The organism is Chelativorans sp. (assembly GCF_031180965.1).
GTDB lineage: Bacteria > Pseudomonadota > Alphaproteobacteria > Rhizobiales > Rhizobiaceae > Chelativorans.
Map to the genome: position 1 here is coordinate 163,515 of NZ_JAPSLH010000005.1, position 17,811 is coordinate 181,325.

General features: G+C 64.8%; 17 protein-coding genes. 10 read left to right on the plus strand and 7 right to left on the minus strand.

Translation table 11 applies throughout. The annotated features are described in order from the left end of the window. Window positions 1–41 precede the first annotated feature (41 nt). Genes mmsA through RIN79_RS05930 form a run of 8 tightly spaced genes read left to right on the plus strand, consistent with a single transcriptional unit; the run spans window position 42 to window position 9,638 of the window. Window positions 42–1,562, plus strand: coding sequence for a multiple monosaccharide ABC transporter ATP-binding protein (gene mmsA, locus RIN79_RS05895; RefSeq protein ID WP_309083698.1), 1,521 nt, complete (start codon window positions 42–44; stop codon window positions 1,560–1,562). Window positions 1,563–1,566: 4 nt separating this feature from the next. Further along, a complete protein-coding gene (gene mmsB, locus RIN79_RS05900) occupies window positions 1,567–2,799 on the plus strand; it encodes a multiple monosaccharide ABC transporter permease (protein ID WP_309083699.1) in 1,233 nt (410 codons plus the stop codon). A 3-nt stretch (window positions 2,800–2,802) separates the two neighbouring features. After that, window positions 2,803–3,774, plus strand: a complete 972-nt coding sequence (gene araD1 / locus RIN79_RS05905; RefSeq protein ID WP_309083700.1) for an AraD1 family protein — start codon at window positions 2,803–2,805, stop codon at window positions 3,772–3,774. A gap of 55 nt (window positions 3,775–3,829) precedes the next feature. After that, the gene (gene araD, locus RIN79_RS05910) at window positions 3,830–5,575 is read left to right on the plus strand and encodes an L-arabinonate dehydratase (RefSeq protein WP_309083701.1); all 1,746 of its coding nucleotides are present in this window, start codon (window positions 3,830–3,832) and stop codon (window positions 5,573–5,575) included. A 12-nt stretch (window positions 5,576–5,587) separates the two neighbouring features. Further along, window positions 5,588–6,520 carry a Gfo/Idh/MocA family oxidoreductase gene (locus RIN79_RS05915; protein ID WP_309083702.1) on the plus strand — a complete coding sequence of 311 codons (933 nt, stop codon included), beginning with the start codon at window positions 5,588–5,590 and terminating at the stop codon, window positions 6,518–6,520. Between the two features lie 41 nt (window positions 6,521–6,561). Further along, complete coding sequence (locus tag RIN79_RS05920; RefSeq protein WP_309083703.1) at window positions 6,562–8,085, plus strand: aldehyde dehydrogenase (NADP(+)); 1,524 nt, start codon at window positions 6,562–6,564, stop codon at window positions 8,083–8,085. Between the two features lie 9 nt (window positions 8,086–8,094). Next, complete coding sequence (locus tag RIN79_RS05925; protein WP_309083704.1) at window positions 8,095–9,009, plus strand: 2-dehydro-3-deoxygalactonokinase; 915 nt, start codon at window positions 8,095–8,097, stop codon at window positions 9,007–9,009. After that, window positions 9,006–9,638, plus strand: coding sequence for a 2-dehydro-3-deoxy-6-phosphogalactonate aldolase (locus tag RIN79_RS05930; protein WP_309083705.1), 633 nt, complete (start codon window positions 9,006–9,008; stop codon window positions 9,636–9,638). Before RIN79_RS05925 ends, RIN79_RS05930 begins: the two co-directional genes overlap by 4 nt. A 2-nt stretch (window positions 9,639–9,640) precedes the next feature. Here RIN79_RS05930 and RIN79_RS05935 read toward each other — a convergent pair whose 3' ends face one another. The 3 genes from RIN79_RS05935 to RIN79_RS05945 all read right to left on the minus strand — a co-directional run bounded on the left by RIN79_RS05935 (window position 9,641) and on the right by RIN79_RS05945 (window position 11,170). Continuing rightward, window positions 9,641–10,363 carry a Crp/Fnr family transcriptional regulator gene (locus RIN79_RS05935; RefSeq protein ID WP_309083706.1) on the minus strand — a complete coding sequence of 241 codons (723 nt, stop codon included), beginning with the start codon at window positions 10,361–10,363 and terminating at the stop codon, window positions 9,641–9,643. Window positions 10,364–10,616: 253 nt separating this feature from the next. Then, entirely contained in the window at window positions 10,617–10,832 is a 216-nt protein-coding gene (locus tag RIN79_RS05940) for a hypothetical protein (protein ID WP_309083707.1), read from the minus strand. A 14-nt stretch (window positions 10,833–10,846) separates the two neighbouring features. Continuing rightward, the gene (locus RIN79_RS05945) at window positions 10,847–11,170 is read right to left on the minus strand and encodes a hypothetical protein (RefSeq protein ID WP_309083708.1); all 324 of its coding nucleotides are present in this window, start codon (window positions 11,168–11,170) and stop codon (window positions 10,847–10,849) included. A gap of 99 nt (window positions 11,171–11,269) precedes the next feature. Here RIN79_RS05945 and RIN79_RS05950 point away from each other — a divergent pair, with 99 nt between their 5' ends. Further along, the gene (locus tag RIN79_RS05950; RefSeq protein ID WP_309083709.1) at window positions 11,270–13,630 is read left to right on the plus strand and encodes a PAS domain S-box protein; all 2,361 of its coding nucleotides are present in this window, start codon (window positions 11,270–11,272) and stop codon (window positions 13,628–13,630) included. Between the two features lie 34 nt (window positions 13,631–13,664). On the opposite strand, the gene RIN79_RS05955 is transcribed toward RIN79_RS05950, so the two are convergent. Continuing rightward, the gene (locus RIN79_RS05955; protein WP_309083710.1) at window positions 13,665–13,832 is read right to left on the minus strand and encodes a hypothetical protein; all 168 of its coding nucleotides are present in this window, start codon (window positions 13,830–13,832) and stop codon (window positions 13,665–13,667) included. A gap of 218 nt (window positions 13,833–14,050) precedes the next feature. Here RIN79_RS05955 and RIN79_RS05960 point away from each other — a divergent pair, with 218 nt between their 5' ends. Beyond that, window positions 14,051–14,992: a GH25 family lysozyme gene (locus RIN79_RS05960; protein WP_309083711.1), complete on the plus strand. Its 942-nt coding sequence runs from the start codon at window positions 14,051–14,053 to the stop codon at window positions 14,990–14,992. 13 nt (window positions 14,993–15,005) lie between these two features. On the opposite strand, the gene RIN79_RS05965 is transcribed toward RIN79_RS05960, so the two are convergent. The 3 genes from RIN79_RS05965 to RIN79_RS05975 form a co-directional block, all read right to left on the minus strand. Then, window positions 15,006–15,839, minus strand: coding sequence for an SIR2 family protein (locus tag RIN79_RS05965; protein ID WP_309083712.1), 834 nt, complete (start codon window positions 15,837–15,839; stop codon window positions 15,006–15,008). 137 nt (window positions 15,840–15,976) lie between these two features. After that, window positions 15,977–16,723: an SDR family NAD(P)-dependent oxidoreductase gene (locus RIN79_RS05970; RefSeq protein WP_309083713.1), complete on the minus strand. Its 747-nt coding sequence runs from the start codon at window positions 16,721–16,723 to the stop codon at window positions 15,977–15,979. Between the two features lie 78 nt (window positions 16,724–16,801). Then, the gene (locus RIN79_RS05975) at window positions 16,802–17,803 is read right to left on the minus strand and encodes an AraC family transcriptional regulator (RefSeq protein WP_309083714.1); all 1,002 of its coding nucleotides are present in this window, start codon (window positions 17,801–17,803) and stop codon (window positions 16,802–16,804) included. Window positions 17,804–17,811 lie beyond the last annotated feature (8 nt).

Sequence of the window (17,811 nt, forward strand, 5' to 3'; positions counted from 1 at the left end):
CCCGCAGCAACGCGGCGGGCCCTTTGGCTATGGAAGCTCCGATGGAACCCATTCTGGAGATGCGCGGCATCACCAAGAGCTTTCCGGGCGTGAAGGCTCTGGACGACGTCAATCTGAAGGTCTCGCATGGCGAGATCCATGCGCTGGTCGGCGAGAACGGCGCCGGCAAGTCGACGCTGATGAAGGTGCTCTCCGGCGTCTATCCGCACGGCTCCTATGAGGGCGAGATCGTCTTCGACGGCCGGCCGGTCGCCTTCTCCGGAATATCCGACAGCGAGAAGATCGGCATCATCATCATCCATCAGGAGCTGGCGCTGGTGCCGCTCCTCTCCATCGCCGAGAACATTTTCCTCGGCAACGAGATCGCAAAGGGCGGCGTCATCGACTGGTCCGAGACCAATGCGCGCACCGACAGGCTCTTGAGGAAAGTGGGCCTGAAGGAAAGCCCGGCAACCCGGGTGGACACGCTCGGCGTCGGCAAGCAGCAGCTGGTCGAGATCGCAAAGGCCCTGTCCAAGGAAGTGAAGCTGCTCATTCTGGACGAGCCGACGGCGGCCCTGCAGGAGAACGACAGTGCGAAGCTTCTCGATCTGCTGCTGGACTTCAAGGCGCAGGGCATTTCCTCCATCCTGATCTCGCACAAGCTCAACGAGGTGAGCCGCGTCGCCGACACCATCACCGTCCTGCGCGACGGCAGGACCGTTTCGACGCTCGACTGCCACAAGGAGAAGATCAGCGAGGAGCGCATCATCCGCGACATGGTGGGCCGGGACCTCGCGCACCGCTATCCCGAGCGCACGCCGAAGATCGGCGCGACACTGCTCGAGGTGACGGGCTGGAATGTCTGGCATCCGCTCCAGTCGGACCGGCAGATGATCCGCGATGTCTCCCTGCGCGTCGCCGAGGGGGAGGTGGTGGGCATTGCCGGGCTGATGGGCTCCGGGCGCACGGAGCTTGCCATGAGCCTCTTCGGCCACAGCTATGGCCGCAATATTTCCGGAACGGTGAAGCTGCGCGGCAAGGAGATCGACGTTTCCAGCGTCAACCGGGCGATCGCCAACGGGCTTGCCTATGTGACCGAGGACCGCAAGGCGCTGGGCCTGATCCTCGAAGAGAACATGCTGCGCAACGTCACCCTCGCCAATCTGCTGCGCGTGGCGAAGAACGGCGTCATCGACAATGCCGAGGAGCGGCAGGTGGCGGAGCGCTACCGCAAGGCGCTCGGCGTGCGCACCCCGACTGTTTTCCAGAAGGTGATGAACCTTTCCGGCGGCAACCAGCAGAAGGTGGTGCTCGCCAAGTGGCTTTTCACGGAGCCCGAGGTGCTGATTCTGGACGAACCCACGCGCGGCATCGATGTCGGCGCGAAGTTCGAGATCTATGGCATCATCAACGAGCTTGCGGGGCAGGGGAAAGGCGTCGTCATGATATCCTCGGAAATGCCGGAACTGCTCGGCATGTGCGATCGCATCTATGTCATGAACGAGGGCGCGATCGTCGGCGAGCTCGCGGGCATCGAGGCGAGCCAGGAAAAGATCATGTCCATGATCGTGAGGTCATAAGCCAATGTCCGAATTATCCGCTCGCGAGACGAAACCGGCCGAGGGGCTGGGCGAGGCCAAGGCAGCCGGTGCCGCGGTTTCGATCGCCACCCATCTGCAGAACCACCTGCGCGAATACGGCATGCTGCTCGCGCTCATCGTCATCATGGGCTTCTTCCAGGTGGTGACCGACGGCACGCTCATGCGGCCGGTGAACCTTACAAACCTGATCCTGCAGAACAGCTACATCGTCATCATGGCGCTCGGCATGCTGCTGGTCATCGTCGCCGGCCATATCGATCTTTCGGTGGGTTCGGTGGCGGGGTTTGTCGGCGCGGTGGCGGCGGTAATGCTGGTGCAGTACGACCTTGCGCCGGCCCTGGTCGTCCCCGCCTGCCTCATCCTCGGCATCATGATCGGCGCGGCTCAGGGCTATTGGATCGCCTATTGGCGCATCCCCTCCTTCATCGTCACGTTGGCCGGGATGCTCGTTTTCCGCGGGCTAACCCTCTGGGTTCTCGCTGGCCAGTCGGTCGGGCCGTTCCCGCGCTCCTTCCAGCTGCTCAGCACCGGCTTCATCCCCGACATCTTTGGCGTCGGCCGGCCAAATGTGACGGCGATCCTGCTGGGCGCCGCCACGGCGGCAATCCTCGTTTTCATGGCCATGCGCAACCGCCAGCGCCATATGCGCTACGGTACCGAGGACGAGCCCTTTGCCTTCTTCGTCGCCAAGAACGGGTTCATCGCCGCGGCGATCATCTTCCTTTCCTACCTGCTCGCCACCTATCGCGGCTTCCCCAACGTGCTCATCACCATGGCGGTGCTGACGGTGATCTACACGTTCCTGACGAACTCCACGACGGTCGGCCGCCGCGTCTATGCGCTGGGCGGCAATGAGAAGGCGGCGAAGCTCTCGGGCATCCGCACGGAACGGCTGACCTTCCTGACCTTCGCCAATATGGGCATGCTGGCGGCCCTTGCAGGCCTCATCTTCGCCGCCCGCCTCAATACGGCTACGCCCAAGGCGGGCGTCGGCTTCGAGCTCGACGTGATCGCCGCCGTCTTCATCGGCGGCGCCTCCATGTCCGGCGGCGTCGGCAAGATCGTCGGCGCGGTGGTCGGCGCCTTCATCATGGGCGTGATGAACAACGGCATGTCCATCCTCGGCATCGGCATCGATTACCAGCAGGTCATCAAGGGGCTCGTGCTGCTCGCGGCGGTGATCTTCGACGTCTACAACAAGAACAAGGCGGCCTGACCCATGCATCTGTCACAATTGAAGAGGGGCGGCGTGATCTGCCGCCGGGGCACCGACGCCCGGCTGGTGAACGGAGCGGAGAGCACCTATGCCCTGGCCAAGGAGGCGATAGAGGCCGGCCAGAAGCTTGCGGCGGTGATCGAGCGCCACGGCTTCGGCGAGGCGGTGGACCTGGAAAGGCTGGCTGCCGAGGGTGCGCTCGACGTTCCCGTCCGCCATCCCGATCCGGCGCACATGTTCCTGACGGGCACGGGCCTGACCCATCTGGGCTCGGCCTCGGCGCGCGACGCCATGCACGCCGCGGCCGACACGGCCGGGATGACGGACTCCATGAAGATGTTCCGCATGGGAATTGAGGGCGGCAAGCCCAAGCCCGGCGAGACCGGCGTGCAGCCCGAATGGTTTTATAAAGGCACGGGCATCAATGCCGTCGCATGCGGCGACCCGCTCGTCTCGCCCGACTGCGCGCTGGATGGCGGCGAGGAGCCGGAGATCGCCGGCTTCTACCTCGTCGGCAGGGATTGCAGGCCCTTCCGTATCGGCTTTTCCCTGGCGAACGAGTTCTCCGACCATGTGACCGAGCGCATCAATTATCTCTACCTTGCGCACTCCAAGCTGCGGCCTGCCTCCTTCGGCCCCGAGCTTCTGGTGGGCGACCTTCCGGCCGACATACGCGGCACCTCGCGCATTCTGCGCGACGGCAAGGTGATCTGGGAGAAGGAGTTCCTTTCCGGCGAGAAGAACATGTCCCATACCATCGCCAATCTGGAGCACCATCACTTCAAATACGCGCTCTTCTGCCAGCCGGGCGACCTGCATGTGCACATGTTCGGGACCGCGACGCTGTCCTTTGCGGACGGCATTTCCTGCGGCGAGGGCGACGTCTTCGAGATTTCCTCCCCCGATTTCGGCCTGCCTCTGAGAAATCCCCACGCGCGGGAAGAAAAGCGCGAGACCAGGGTCACGGCTCTCTAGGTCACCAGAGCGAATTTCAACACAATCCGGATGGCGGACCGGAAGGAGCCTACGAATGACCACCTTCACCCCAAAGCCGTGGCCGAGGAAACTTAGGTCGCAGGAGTGGTTCGGCGGCACCTCGCGCGACCACATCTATCATCGCTCGTGGATGAAGAACCAAGGCCTGCCGGCCGATCTCTTCGATGGGCGGCCGGTGATCGGCATCTGCAATACCTGGTCGCAGCTCACTCCTTGCAATGCGCATCTGCGCGATTTGGCCGAGCGGGTGAAGCACGGCATCTACGAGGCGGGCGGCCTGCCGCTGGAATTCCCGGTCTTCTCCCCCGGCGAGAGCGCGCTGCGCCCCACCGCCATGATGTATCGCAACCTTGCGGCCATGGATGTGGAGGAGGCGCTGCGCGCCAATCCGCTCGACGGCGTCGTGCTGCTTGCGGGCTGCGACAAGACCACGCCGGCGCTCCTGATGGGCGCGGCGAGCGTCGACATCCCGGCTATCCTCGTCTCCGGCGGCCCGATGCTCAATGGCTGGTTCCGCGGCGAGCGCGTCGGCTCCGGCACGGCGCTCTGGCAGATGTCGGAGGCCATCAAGGCCGGCACCATGACGAAGGAGGATTTCTTGGATGCCGAGCAGGCCATGAGCCGCTCGCCCGGCTCCTGCAACACCATGGGCACGGCGTCCACCATGGCATCCATGGCGGAAGCGCTGGGCATGGCGCTTTCCGGCAATGCCGCCATCCCCGCCGTCGACAGCCGCCGGCGCGTGGTCGCGCATCTGTCGGGCCGGCGCATCGTTCAGATGGTGAAGGACGACCTGAAGCCGTCGGACATCCTGACACGCGAGGCCTTCGAGAACGCCATCCGCGTCAACGGGGCGATCGGCGGCTCGACCAATGCGGTGATCCATCTGCTTGCGATCGCCGGGCGTGTGGGCGTGGAACTGACACTCGACGATTGGGACAGGCTCGGCCGGGACGTGCCGACGATCGTCAACCTGATGCCATCGGGCAAATACCTAATGGAGGAGTTCTTTTACGCTGGCGGGCTGCCCGTGGTGATAAAAATGCTGGGCGAGGGCGGCAAGCTCCACAAGCAAGCGCTCACCGTCTCCGGCGGCCCGATCTGGGACGAGGTGAAGGACGTCAAGAACTGGAACGACGACGTCATCCGCCCCGTGGAGAAGGCGTTGACGCCGCAGGGCGGCATCGCGGTGCTGCGCGGCAATCTGGCGCCGAGGGGTGCGGTGCTGAAACCGTCAGCCGCCTCGCCTCATCTGATGCATCATCGCGGCCGCGCCGTCGTTTTCGAGGACATCGACGACTACAAGGCCAAGATCAATGACGAAGCGCTCGACGTGGACGAGACCTGCGTGCTCGTGCTGAAGAACTGCGGCCCGCGCGGCTATCCCGGCATGGCCGAGGTCGGCAATATGGGCCTGCCGCCGAAAGTGCTGCGGAAGGGCATAACCGATATGGTGCGCATCTCCGACGCCCGGATGTCCGGCACGGCCTATGGAACGGTTGTGCTGCACACCTCTCCGGAAGCGGCGATGGGCGGACCGCTCGCCGTAGTCAGGAACGGTGACATGATCGAGCTAGACGTGGCGAACCGGCGGCTCCATCTCGACATTTCCGATGCCGAGCTTCAGCGCCGGCTTGCTGCCTGGAAGCCCATCGTCGACCGCCCGAAAGGCGGCTATGCCCAGCTCTTCCACGAGCATGTTCAGGGCGCCGACACGGGCGCCGACTTCGACTTCCTGAAGGGCTGCCGCGGGGCGCCCATCCCGAAGGATTCGCACTGAGGAGGGGAGGATATGGTGAGCCAGGCTGGCACCAAAATTGCCGTTGTCGGCGTCGGCAAGATCGCCCGCGACCAGCATCTGCCGTCCATCGAGCGCTCGTCCGAGTTCGAGCTTGCCGCGGCGGTCAGCCGGCACGGCCGGGTAGAAGGTCTAGACAACTATACAAATCTCGAAACCATGCTGCGCGAGCGGGCGGACATTCCTGCCGTCGCGCTGTGCGTGCCGCCCGAGCCGCGGTACGAAATGGCGGTGGCGGCGCTGAAGGCCGGCCGCCATGTGCTGCTCGAGAAGCCGCCGGGCACGACGGTCGGCGAGGTCGAGGCCCTGATCCACCTTTCGCGCGAGAAGAACGTGACGCTCTTTGCCACCTGGCATTCGCGCTTCGCGCCCTGTGTAGAGCCCGCGCGGCAATGGCTCCAGGGCAAGAAGATCCGCCATGTCGAGATCGTCTGGAAGGAAGATGTGCGGCGCTGGCATCCGGGTCAGGCCTGGATCTGGGAAGCCGGCGGCTTCGGCGTTTTCGATCCTGGGATCAACGCGCTGTCGATCCTGACCGCCATCGTGCCGCCGGTCTTCGTCACCGGAGCCACCTTGAAAGTGCCGCAGAACTTCCAGACCCCGATCGCGGCCGAGCTCACCATGCGCAGCCTCGCGGGCTTCGAGGTCACGGCCGATTTCGATTGGCGCCAGGAAGGGCCGCAGACCTGGGAGATCCGCATCGAGACGGATGCCGGCCTGCTGGTGCTTGCCGATGGCGGGTCTAGGATGTCGATCGACGGCTCCTCCCACCCGGGCGGGCTGGAGGCCGAATATGACGGCATCTATCACCGCTTCGCCGAGCTCCTGAAGGCGGGCGAGAGCGATGTCGATCTTGCGCCGCTGAAGCTTGTCGCGGACGCTTTTCTTCTCGGCCGAACGATGGACGTGGAAGCCTTCCACGAATAGATAACGGTCGATCCTTCTCACTGCCGATCACGGAGTTAGCGATGTCCCAGTTCAAGCCGCGTGGAAAGCACCTGATCGCCGGCGAGTGGGTCGGTGGCGAAAAGACGTTCCCGTCCGACCCGGTCACCGGCCCGGCGCACAGCTTCGCCGTGGGGACGGCAGCCGAGGTCGACCGCGCCGCGAAGGCGGCGGAGGAAGCCTTCTGGACCTATGGCGCTACCAGCCGCGAAAACCGCGCCGCGTTTCTCAACGCCATCGCCGACGAGATCGAGGCGCGGGCCGAGGCCATCACTGAGATCGCCAGCCAGGAAACGGGCCTGCCCGAGGCGCGCGTCAATGGCGAGCGCGGCCGGACGACCGGGCAGCTGCGGCTGTTTGCGAAGCATATCGTGAAGGGCGAATATCTCGACCGCCGGCACGACCCGGCCAATCCGGACCGCCAGCCAGCGCCGAAGCCGGACCTGAAGCTGATGCAGCTTCCCATCGGCCCCGTTGGCGTGTTTGGTGCATCGAATTTCCCGCTCGCCTTCTCCACCGCGGGCGGCGACACTGCCTCGGCGCTTGCCGCCGGCTGCCCGGTGATCGTGAAGGGGCACCAGGCCCATCCCGGCACGGGCGAGCTGGTCGCCGAGGCGATCGATGCGGCGATCAGGAAGACGGGTCAGCATCCGGGCGTCTTCTCGCTGATCCAGAGCAATATCCGCGAGGCCGGTGAGGCGCTGGTGACGCATCCGCTGATCAAGGCGGTTGGCTTCACCGGCTCTACCGGGGGCGGGCGCGCTCTCTTCAACCTTGCTGCGAGCCGGCCCGAGCCCATCCCCTTCTACGGCGAGCTCGGCTCGATCAATCCGCAGTTCCTGCTGCCCGCAGCCCTTGCAGCCCGCGGCGAGAAGATTGCCCAAGGCTGGGCCGCCTCCCTGACCATGGGCGTTGGCCAGTTCTGCACCAATCCCGGCGTGGCTATCGCCGTAGACGGCGCGCCGGTGGACGAGTTTTTGCAGGCGGCGCAGGTTGCCCTTGAAAAGGTGCTGGAGCAGCCGATGCTGACCGCGGGCATCGCCGATGCCTATCGCCGGGGCCGCGATCGCCTCACCGGGCTCAACTGCATCCGGGCGCGGCTCGCCTCGAAGTCGGACGGGCGCAATGCCGGGCCGGACCTTCTGGAGACCACCGGCGACGAATGGCTTGCGCATCCGGAACTGCATGAGGAGGTATTCGGACCGTTCGGGATCCTCGTGCGGGCCAAGAATATGGACCAGATGCAGGAGATAGCCCGGGGCATCGAAGGCCAGCTCACCTGCACCCTGCACATGGACGAGGCGGATGTCCCGCTCGCCGCATCGTTGATGCCCATCCTGCAGCGCAAGGCGGGGCGCCTGATCGCCAACGGCTTTCCCACAGGCGTCGAGGTGAGCGACGCGATGATGCATGGCGGCCCGTATCCGGCGAGCACCAACGCCTCCACCACCTCCGTCGGCACGCTGGCGATCCGCCGCTTCCTGCGCCCGGTCGCGTTCCAGGACATGCCGGCGGCCCTGCTGCCGGCCGAACTCCAGAGCCTTTGAGGCAAGGCCATGGCTCCCCTCTGCGCGGCGGTGGATTGGGGCACGACCAATTTCCGCCTGTGGCTGCTCGACGCCGAAGGCCGCGTGCTCGCCGGGCGGTCGAGCGGGGAGGGGATGCGCGCCTGCCACCCGGACCGCTTCGGGCCGGTTCTCGAAGCGCATCTGAAGGCGCTGGATGCGCCCGCCGATCTGCCGGTGGTTGTGGCCGGCATGGCCGGTGCGCGCGGCGGCTGGCGCGAGGCGCCCTATCGCGAAACGCCGGCGAGCCTGGACGGCCTTTATCGCGACGCGGTGAAGGTCGACGGAATCGCGCGCGATGTGCGCATCCTCCCCGGCGTGTGCCAGCGCGGGAAGGGCCGCGAGGATGTCATGCGCGGCGAGGAAACGCAGCTTGCGGGCGCCTGGGCGGAGAACCGGCAGTCCGGTCTCTTCTGCCTGCCGGGCACGCACTCCAAATGGGCGCGGGCGGAGAACGGGCAGCTCACCGGTTTCACCACCTTCATGACGGGCGAGCTCTTCGCGCTTCTGAGCGAACATTCCATCCTGCGCGATATGGTCGCTGCAGGTGAGGGCGACAGCGCCTCTCCCGCCTTCCGCGATGCGGTGGGCGAGATGCTGGAGGGCGGTGTCCTCTCCGCAAAACTGTTTTCCATCCGCGCCGCCTCGCTTCTGGAGGGCGCCGCCGCACCCGACGCAAAGGCATGGCTTTCAGGGCTTCTGATAGGGGCGGAGATCGCCGCCGTGCGACGCGATCTGGCGGTGGGAGCGGAGGTGTATCTGATCGCCGGCGGCGTGCAGGCCAGGGCCTATGAGACCGCGCTCGCCACCGCCGGCATTGCGTGCCGCACGCTGAATGGGCAGGATCTCGTCCGTTTGGGGCTTTTTAGCGCGGCACGCGCCCTGTGGCCGGAGAGGACGACATGAAGCGGGTGAAATGGCCGAAGCTGAAGCGCGACCTGGTCGCCATCCTGCGCGGGCTTGAGCCCGAGGAGGCGCCGGCCGTCGTCGAGACCCTGCTGGAGGCGGGCTTCGAGGCTATCGAAGTGCCGCTTAACTCGCCCGAGCCCTTCCGCTCCATAGAGATCGCCCGCCGCCTGGCGCCGGCCGAGATTCTTGTCGGCGCGGGCACCGTGCTGACGGTCGAGGATGTGGACCGGCTGCAGAATGCCGGCGGCAATCTGCTGGTCAGCCCCAATGTGGACCCGTCGGTGATTGCCCGCGCGTCGGATTACGGGATGGTGACGATGCCCGGCGTCTTCACGCCAACCGAAGCGCTGGCTGCCGCGCGCGCCGGCGCTTCGGCGCTGAAATTCTTCCCGGCCTCGGTGCTTGGACCGGGCGGTATCAAGGCAATCCTGGCGGTTCTCCCTGTCGACCTGCCGGTTGGCGCGGTCGGTGGAGTTTCCGAGAGCGACTTTGCCGCCTACAAGGCCATAGGCGTGCGCACCTTCGGCTTGGGGTCCAGCCTCTATAAGTCCGGAGCAAGCGCAAAAGAGGTCGGCGAGAAGGCGGAAGCTGCCATCTCAGCGTATGACGCGGTGTTCGGGCGCTGAAATCACCGGGATTTCACATCCAGGTTGAGATAGGTGGGATCGAACTCGGCAAGGTCGGCCAGGCGGTCCCAATCGTTGATGGTGACCTCGTCGCCGCGCCAGGTGATCAGGCCCCGCGCACGAAGCTCCTGGACCGAGCGGTTCAGGTGGACGATGGACATGCCGCGGGCATCGGCCAGTTCTTCCTGGGTGATAGGCAGGCGGAAGGTGTAGCCTGCCACCTCGTCCACGGTCGAGAGGCGCACGAACAACTCGCACAGGAGATGCGAGAGGTTTTGCAGAGCGGAGCGGCGTCCCAAGCCCACCAGCCATTCCCGATGAATGGCTGCGTCGACTAAGGTGCTGAGCCAGAGTTGCCTTGTCAGATGGGGGAACCGCTCGGTGATCTCGCGGAGTCTGTCATGCGGCACCCATGCTATAGTGCAGGCGCTCATGGCGAATACGCCATGGTCCATCTTTTTCAGCAGAAAGCTGTGCAGGTCGACGAAGTCGCCCTTGATATGAAGCGCTACGATTTGTCGCTTCCCGCTGGGGGTATTCTTGTAACGCGCTGCAAAGCCGCGCAGCAGAAAAATGCTTTCGGAGGGTATTGAACCTTCGCGGATGAATTCCTCGTCCGCCGCGATTTCACGCGTTCCCCCCACCGCTTGGAGGAGAGCATTTTGTTCCTCCTGCGAAATACGACTCCGCACCGACAGCTGTTTGATGAGGGGATGTTCCGCCAAGATCTACTCCTCCGCGCGCGCGGCCGATCCCGGCCCGGTTGAAGTTTAGCATGCGCGGAGGGGGTAAGGCGCGAACAAATGTTAAGCTGGCCGGTCAAGCGGCGCGGGCGGCGATCTTTTCACGCCTCGGCGACCTGGCAATGGGGCAGAACGCTTAATGCGTCGTTAGAAGAACTGCGTCCAGGCCAACTTCCTTTGCGCCCCCTGGCTAGGCAGAGGGGGCGTGAAGGGCATTGCCATGCTTCCACGCGTCCTATCGGCTGCGCGAATCCGCAAGGACTTGGCCGCCCTTGGCAAGCGTGATCCGCCGCTCCGGATGTTCGTTCCTGGCGGCCTCGAATATGGCACGGGCGAGTTGCGCGCTGAGGGCACGCGCGAGCACCCGCTCGACCTCTTCGGAGCCTTCGGCGTTCCAGAGCTCGATGCGGTAGGGGAGCTCTTCAGATACGCTGTTGAGAGTCCGTGACATCGATGGGCCTCTGCTTAATGCGTCGGGCCGTTCCATCTCGAGACAATGCCGTTCTTGTGGCGCAACGTGATGTAACGATCAGGATGCTCGCGGGTTGCGGCGTAATATGCCGCATAGCCGATGCTGGCGTTCGCGGTGACCGCCAAGATCTGCTCCACGGTGTTTTTGCTCTTGTCCCAAAGCTCCACCTTGTAAGGCAGGTCTTCGCGCTCCGCCGCGTCCGCACCGTGCGGGACCGGCTTGCGCGAGCCATCTCCCGGCTCACTCTCGGAGGCGAGGCTGAAGGGGCGATGAGCCGCGTCTGACCTGTAGGCAACAACGGTGGAGGGATTGGCCATTGAATCGGCGCCTGTTGATATAACGAGTGGGCGGGCTTATGCTAAGAAAAACTTATTACCGCGCGTCGTGCATGATTCATAGCGCGTAACGGAGATATCATGCCATTGATTGCAGAGGGCGCGCAACAACCGATTTCCGATGCCCATCGGCTCGAGCTTCTGATCGATGCCGTCTCCGATTACGCGATTTATATGCTCGATCCGGATGGCTTCATCACCACCTGGAACGCCGGCGCCCAGAAGATCAAGGGCTACAGCGCGGTGGAGATTATCGGCCAGCATTTTTCGCGCTTCTTTACCACCGAGGATCAGGTGAGCGGGGTTCCGGAGAAGATCCTCGCGTCGGCCCGCACGACCGGGCGGCATGAGGCCGAAGGCTGGCGCGTGCGCAAGGACGGCACGCGATTCTGGGCAAACGGCATCCTCCAGCGAGTCGTTGATGAAGACGGCACATTCGTTGGTTTCGCCAAGATCACGCGCGACATCACCGAGCGCATGGCCGCGGAGCAGGCTCTGCTCGAAAGCGAGGGCCGCTTCCGCCTGCTCGTCGAGGGTGTGGTCGACTATGCGATCTACATGCTCGATGCGAGCGGCATAGTGGTCAACTGGAACACGGGCGCGGAGCGTCTGAAGGGCTACACCGCCGACGAGGTGGTTGGCCAGCATTTCTCGAGGTTCTACACGAGCGAGGAACGCGCCAAGGGAATGCCGGTCCGCGTTCTCGAGACGGCGGCTCGCGAAGGCCGCTTCGAGGGCGAGGGCTGGCGGGTGCGCAAGGACGGCAGCCGCTTCTGGGCGTCCGTCGTGGTCGATGCCATCCGCAACGAGGCGGGCGAGCTCCAGGGTTTCGCAAAGATAACCCGCGACATCACGGAGCGCCGCGCCGCCCAGGAGGCCCTGCGCGAGAGCGAGCGCCAGTTCCGCCTGCTGGTGCAAGGTGTTACGGACTACGCGCTCTACATGCTCGACCCGAACGGCATCATCACCAGCTGGAATGCCGGCGGGGAACGGATCAAGGGATATAACGCGAGCGAGGTTCTCGGTCAGCATTTTTCGCGCTTCTACACGGAGCCGGACCGCGCTGCGGGCCTGCCCGCCCGCGCGCTCTATACCGCCTCCCAGGAGGGCCGCTTCGAGGCGGAGGGCTGGCGGGTGCGCAAGGACGGCTCGCTGTTCTGGGCCAATGTGGTCATCGACCCCATCCGCGACGAGCGAGGCGATCTTGTAGGCTTCGCCAAGATCACACGCGACATCACCGAGCGGCGTGAAGCGCAAATCGCCCTGCAGGAAGCGCAGGCGCAGCGCGCCCATGCGCAGAAGATGGATGCGCTCGGCCAGCTGACCGGAGGCGTGGCGCACGATTTCAACAATCTGCTGACGGTGATGAGCGGCTATGTCCGCCTGATCGAGAAGAAGGTGGGCGCCGATCCCGAGATCACCAGTGCAACCAATTCGATCAAGCTCGCCGTGGAGCGCGGCGCCGCGCTGACGCGCCAGCTGCTTACCTTTTCGCGCCGGCAGGCGTTCAACTCCGAAATCATTTCCCCTGCCGAGCGGGTGGAGGCGGTACGCGGCATGCTGGCCGGCTCCATCGGGCCCAATGTGAAGCTGGTCTCGATGATGGAGCCGGGTATCTGGCCGGTGAAGGTCGATCCGGGCGAGTTGGAGCTCGCGCTGGTCAATATCGCGCTCAATGCCCGAGACGCGATGCCCGATGGCGGCATCGTCACCGTGACCGCGGAAAACGTGACGCTGTTGCCCGGAAAGTCCAAGACCGGGCTGGAGGGGGACTTCGTTGTACTGCGCATCGCCGATACGGGCGTCGGAATTCCGCCGGACGTGCTGACAAAGGTTTTCGAGCCCTTCTTCACCACCAAACCTGCCGACAAGGGCACTGGCCTAGGTCTGTCCCAAGTCTATGGCTTCGCGCACCAGTCAGGCGGCACAGTGACGATCGATAGTCAGGTGGGCCAGGGCACCACCGTCACGCTTTATCTGCCGCGCGCCGATCCGTCGGAAAAGACCGAAGCTCCCGCCGGCGGAAAGGTGCTGGTGGTGGAGAGCGATCCCGAACTGGCTCGCTCCCACATCGCGATGCTGGGCCAGCTTGGCTATGCCGCCGAAGCAGTAGGAGATGCAAGCGCGGCCCTCAAGGCCGTGGGCAGCCGCGACTTCGATCTTGTGATGAGCGACATCGTACTTACGGCCGCGACGGACGGCGTGGCCCTTGCCCGTGCCATTCGCGAGGTCAAGCCGGACCTGCCGGTGCTGCTCGCGGCTGGTCACGAAGACAAGGCCGACTGGACGGACGAGTTCGCGCTGATCCGCAAGCCCGTCGACCTTGCCGAATTGAGCCGGGCGGCTGCGCGCACCATCGCCGAGGCCAGGCAGCCTTCAGATACGAATGTCGTGCGCCTGCGAAATGCGAGAACCGCCGGTTCTCACCCCGCCGGGGAGTGACCGCCAGGATTGGGGCGGCAAGCAGGGCGGAAGTTCAGTCTTCCGCCTCGCAGGGCGGCTCGCCCTTGAACTCCCGCGCAAGACATTCGGCCCGGTCGAAGCCTTCGCCGGTCGTGCGAACGGCGCTGGCCGCGCCGCAGCCGGCAAGGAAGATCGCGAGGGCGACAGCCGCAGCGGCTGAAAGGACGGGTTTTTTCTTCATCGTCGCACCAATCGAGACGCCTGGGATATGTTCCTCCATCCGGCTCCGCTCAGTGGAGCGCAGGCCGCCCCGCCAAAGGAGGTGGTTTCGGCGGCTTCTTCGTTCTTATGGTTAAAGCTGCGATTCAAGCTTTTTTGGTAATTAGTCTTTAGCACTTCAAGCAAGGGGTTTCCGCCGGCCGCCCGGCCGTCGGTGTGTCGAGATTCTTGCAGGTGCGTATGCGTTTCTCCGGGGTGGCAGCAATCCTTTCCGCTTGTGCGCTCCTGGCCGGGTGCACATCCTCCCGCTACGGCGTTGAGGAGGTGCTGGCGCAGCCCTCTCTGGAGACGACCGGCTCTGTGGCGGGCTACGCGGTCCCGCCGGCGGAGATCGGCTCCGGCGAGGAGGAGCAGCAATTGCTGGCGCTCGCGCCGCCTCCGCCCACGCCCGACATTCTCGAAGGTCCGGCCAAGCCACACGCGCGGCACCAGGTATTGAGGCAGCGCTTCCGCGATGCCAAGCCCATCAATTTCGGCCGCGCCTCGCCGAAATCGCTGGCCGTGCACGGCGTCGACGTCTCGCGCTGGCAGGGCGAGATCGACTGGGCCAAGCTGCGCTCGCAGGGCGCCAATTTCGTCTACATCAAGGCCACAGACGGCGGCGACCACCTCGACCCGATGTTCCGGAAGAACTGGCGCGCGGCTGCCGAGGCCGGCCTGAAGCGCGGCGCCTACCACTTCTTCTACTGGTGCCGCACCGCAGGCGAGCAGGCCGACTGGTTCATCCGCAACGTGCCGAAGGTGGAGGGCGCCCTGCCGCCCGTCATCGACGTTGAATGGAACGGCGAATCCCGCTGCAAGAAGCGCCCCTCGCGCCAAAAGGTCCTGGAGAAGATGCAGGTCTTCATGGACAAGCTGGAGCGGCATTACGGCCAGCGCCCGATCATCTATACGGCTCCGGATTTTTATCGCGACAACCTGAAGGGCGAATTCCTGGACTATCCCTTCTGGCTGCGCTCCGTGGCCGCGCACCCGTCCAAGGTCTATCCGGGCCGTAAATGGGTGTTCTGGCAGTATTCCGGCTCCGGCCTGTCGCAAGGGGTCGACGGCAGGATCGATCTCAACGTCTTCCACGGCGGCGAGGACGATTGGCATCAATGGCTCGCCCGTCACGCGAGCTGACCCTGCGCCGTCTTCACGCGGTGCTTGAGTTCGAACCCGCCATCTCCTTGAGGCGCTGAAGGAATTTTCCCAACGCCTGCTGCGGATCATCCTCCTCCTCGCTGAGCGCGGTGATGCCCCACCGCGCCAGCACCGCTTCCTCGACCGGGTTGCGGTTCGGCATGAAGACGAACGAGGGCGGCCGGTCCTTCTCATAGCCGGAGCTCTTCCATGTCTGCCATAGCCGGTGCAGGAGCAGCCTGATGTTCATGTCGGACAGGCTATAGCCTATGAAAAGGATGGTGCTGCCCAGCGCATCGGCCCGGAATTTCACGTCCAGCGGGGAATCGAAGGAGAGGCGCTCGAAATAGTCCGTCTCCGTCAGCACCAGCGAGGCGTCCTCGTCGAAATCGCCGTGATATTTGATGATCTGCGTGGCGTCCTGACGGGCGCGGCTGATGTCGCGGGCATTGGCCACCTTCACGAAGTCGCGGCCGTGGAGTTCGAAGGCCACCTCCAGATTGCGATCGTAATTGGTAGTGTAGATGATCGGGAAATCGAGTTCGACGATCAGCCGGTGGAGGAGCGAATCCTGCACCTTTTCCCGCGACACGCTCCAGTTCCGATCCATCCAGCTGCGCAGCGGACCAAGGCTGCCCTGCTTCAGCCGGTAGTACTCGGCGAGGGTCTGGTAGCTGTAGCGCGAGCGCTCCGCCAGCTCCTTCTCGATCCCGAGTTCCTCCTCCATGTGGCGGATCAGCTTGTCCCAGGAGGGCAGTCCCACGCTCATCGACACGCCGGCGCCGACGAACAGGATGGCGGTTCTCTGGCGGATTGCTTCTGCGAGCTGTTGCAGCGGGTCGAACATGCGGCGGCTCCTGTGCCCCGCCCTAACGGCCTCGTCAGGCCTGCGTTCCAGGAGTGGACGGGTGATCCAGGCCCGCTCCCCGCTGCTTCTTATACGCGAAGCAGCTTCACCCTTGTGAAACGCCCTGGGCTCTTGCCCTAATAGGTCGTGCGGCCCCCGGAGAGGTCGAAGACGGAGGCGGTGGTGAAGCTGTTCTCCTTCGAGACGAGCCACGCCACCATGGCGGCGGCTTCCTCCACCTCAAGGAAGCGGCCGCGCGGGATACGGACGAGCATGTACTGGATAAATTCGTCTGTGAGCGTGTCGAGGATGCGCGTCTTGGCCGTGGCGGGGGTGACCGCGTTCACGGCAATATCGTATTTGGCAAGCTCCTTGCCGAGCGATTTGGTAAGCCCGATGACGCCGGCCTTGGCCGCCGAATAGGCCGAGAGGTTGGGATTGCCTTCCTTGCCCGCCACCGAGGAGATGTTGACGATGCGCCCATAGTTGCGCGTTTTCATGGACGGGATCACGACCCTGTTCACATAAAAGGTCCCGTTCAGGTTGATCTCCACCACGCGCCGCCATTCCTCGGGATCGTATTCCTCCAGGGGCGCGTTGCTGCCGGCGATTCCGGCCGAATTGACAAGGATCGAGACCGGCCCGACCTCGCGCTCCACCTCGGCATGGACGCGTTCGAGGGCGGGCAGGTCGGTGATATCGGCCACCTTTCCCGAGGCCGCTGGGCCGAGTGCCCTTTTCGCCTCCTCGAGCAGGTCGGCGTTGATGTCCCACAGGCTGACCTTCGCGCCGGAATCGATCAGGCGCCTTGCGATGGCGAAGCCGATGCCCTGCGCTCCGCCGGTCACCACGGCAACCTGCCCCTCGAGATCGATCTTGTTCATGCCCCTGGCCACCCATCCGAAACAGCGTGTCGGAATGGAGTTGAGCAGGTTTTAACCGCCGATGTCCAGCCCGGCAGGCTAAAGCTGCGCTGAGGAGGTCTGCTGGAGCTGGGTCTTGCCCAATGCCCGTGCACGGCCTGGCGGGCTGCCGGTCAGGCGCTTGTAGGCGCGCGCAAAGGCGGCCTGCGAGCCGTAGCCCAGCCGCTTGGCGACCTTGTCGATTGCCATGCGATCGCGGGTGAGCCATTGGTTGGCGAGGCGCATGCGCAGCATTGCAAGATAGCGCAGCGGCGTGGTCCCGGTGGCCGCGGCGAAGCGCTCGGCAAAGACCGACCGCGAGCAGCCCATTTCCGCCGCCATCTCGGCAACCGTCCAGTTGTGGCCCGGATCGCGGTGAAGCGCGGCGATGACGCGGCTCAGCTGCGGATCGCGCAGCGCCTCGATCCACCCGGTGGAATCGCCGCAGCCGCATTCCACCCATCCGCGGACGATGCTGGCCGCCACGACATCGGCAAGCCGCGCCAGAATACCAGCCGAGCCGGCACGCTCGGTCCTCATCTCGCGCTCCATCGCCTCAAGGAGCGGCAGGATTTCCGGTTGCCGGGCAAGCAGGTCACGTACCGACATGATCCGCGGCATAAGGCCGACCAGCGGATGCAGCGTGTCGAGCTCGAACTCCATCCGGCCGCTGAAGATCAGCACGTCTTTACTGCGGCAGGTCTCCTCCGGCGCCAGGCTGACCGCGCAGATATTGCCGCAAAGCGGCTTGGCTTCGAAGCTTTCCGCCGGCAGCACCGGCAGGCCCGGAGCCGAGACCAGCGAATGCGTATCGCCGCGCGGCAGGAGGACAGCGTCGCCGCAGCCGAGCTGCACGGTCTGGCCCTGCGACTGGAGAAAGGCATTGCCAGCGGCGATGAAATGGAAACGCGCCTCGGCGGCCGCCGAAAAACCGATGCCGAATGGCGGAGCGAGCCGCAATCTGGCATAGCGCGCGCCGCGCAGCCGCATGCCCATCAGCAGCTCGCTTACCGGATCAGCCCCGGTGATGTACCCTGCAGTGTCGGACGTTCGATCAAGCATTTCGGACA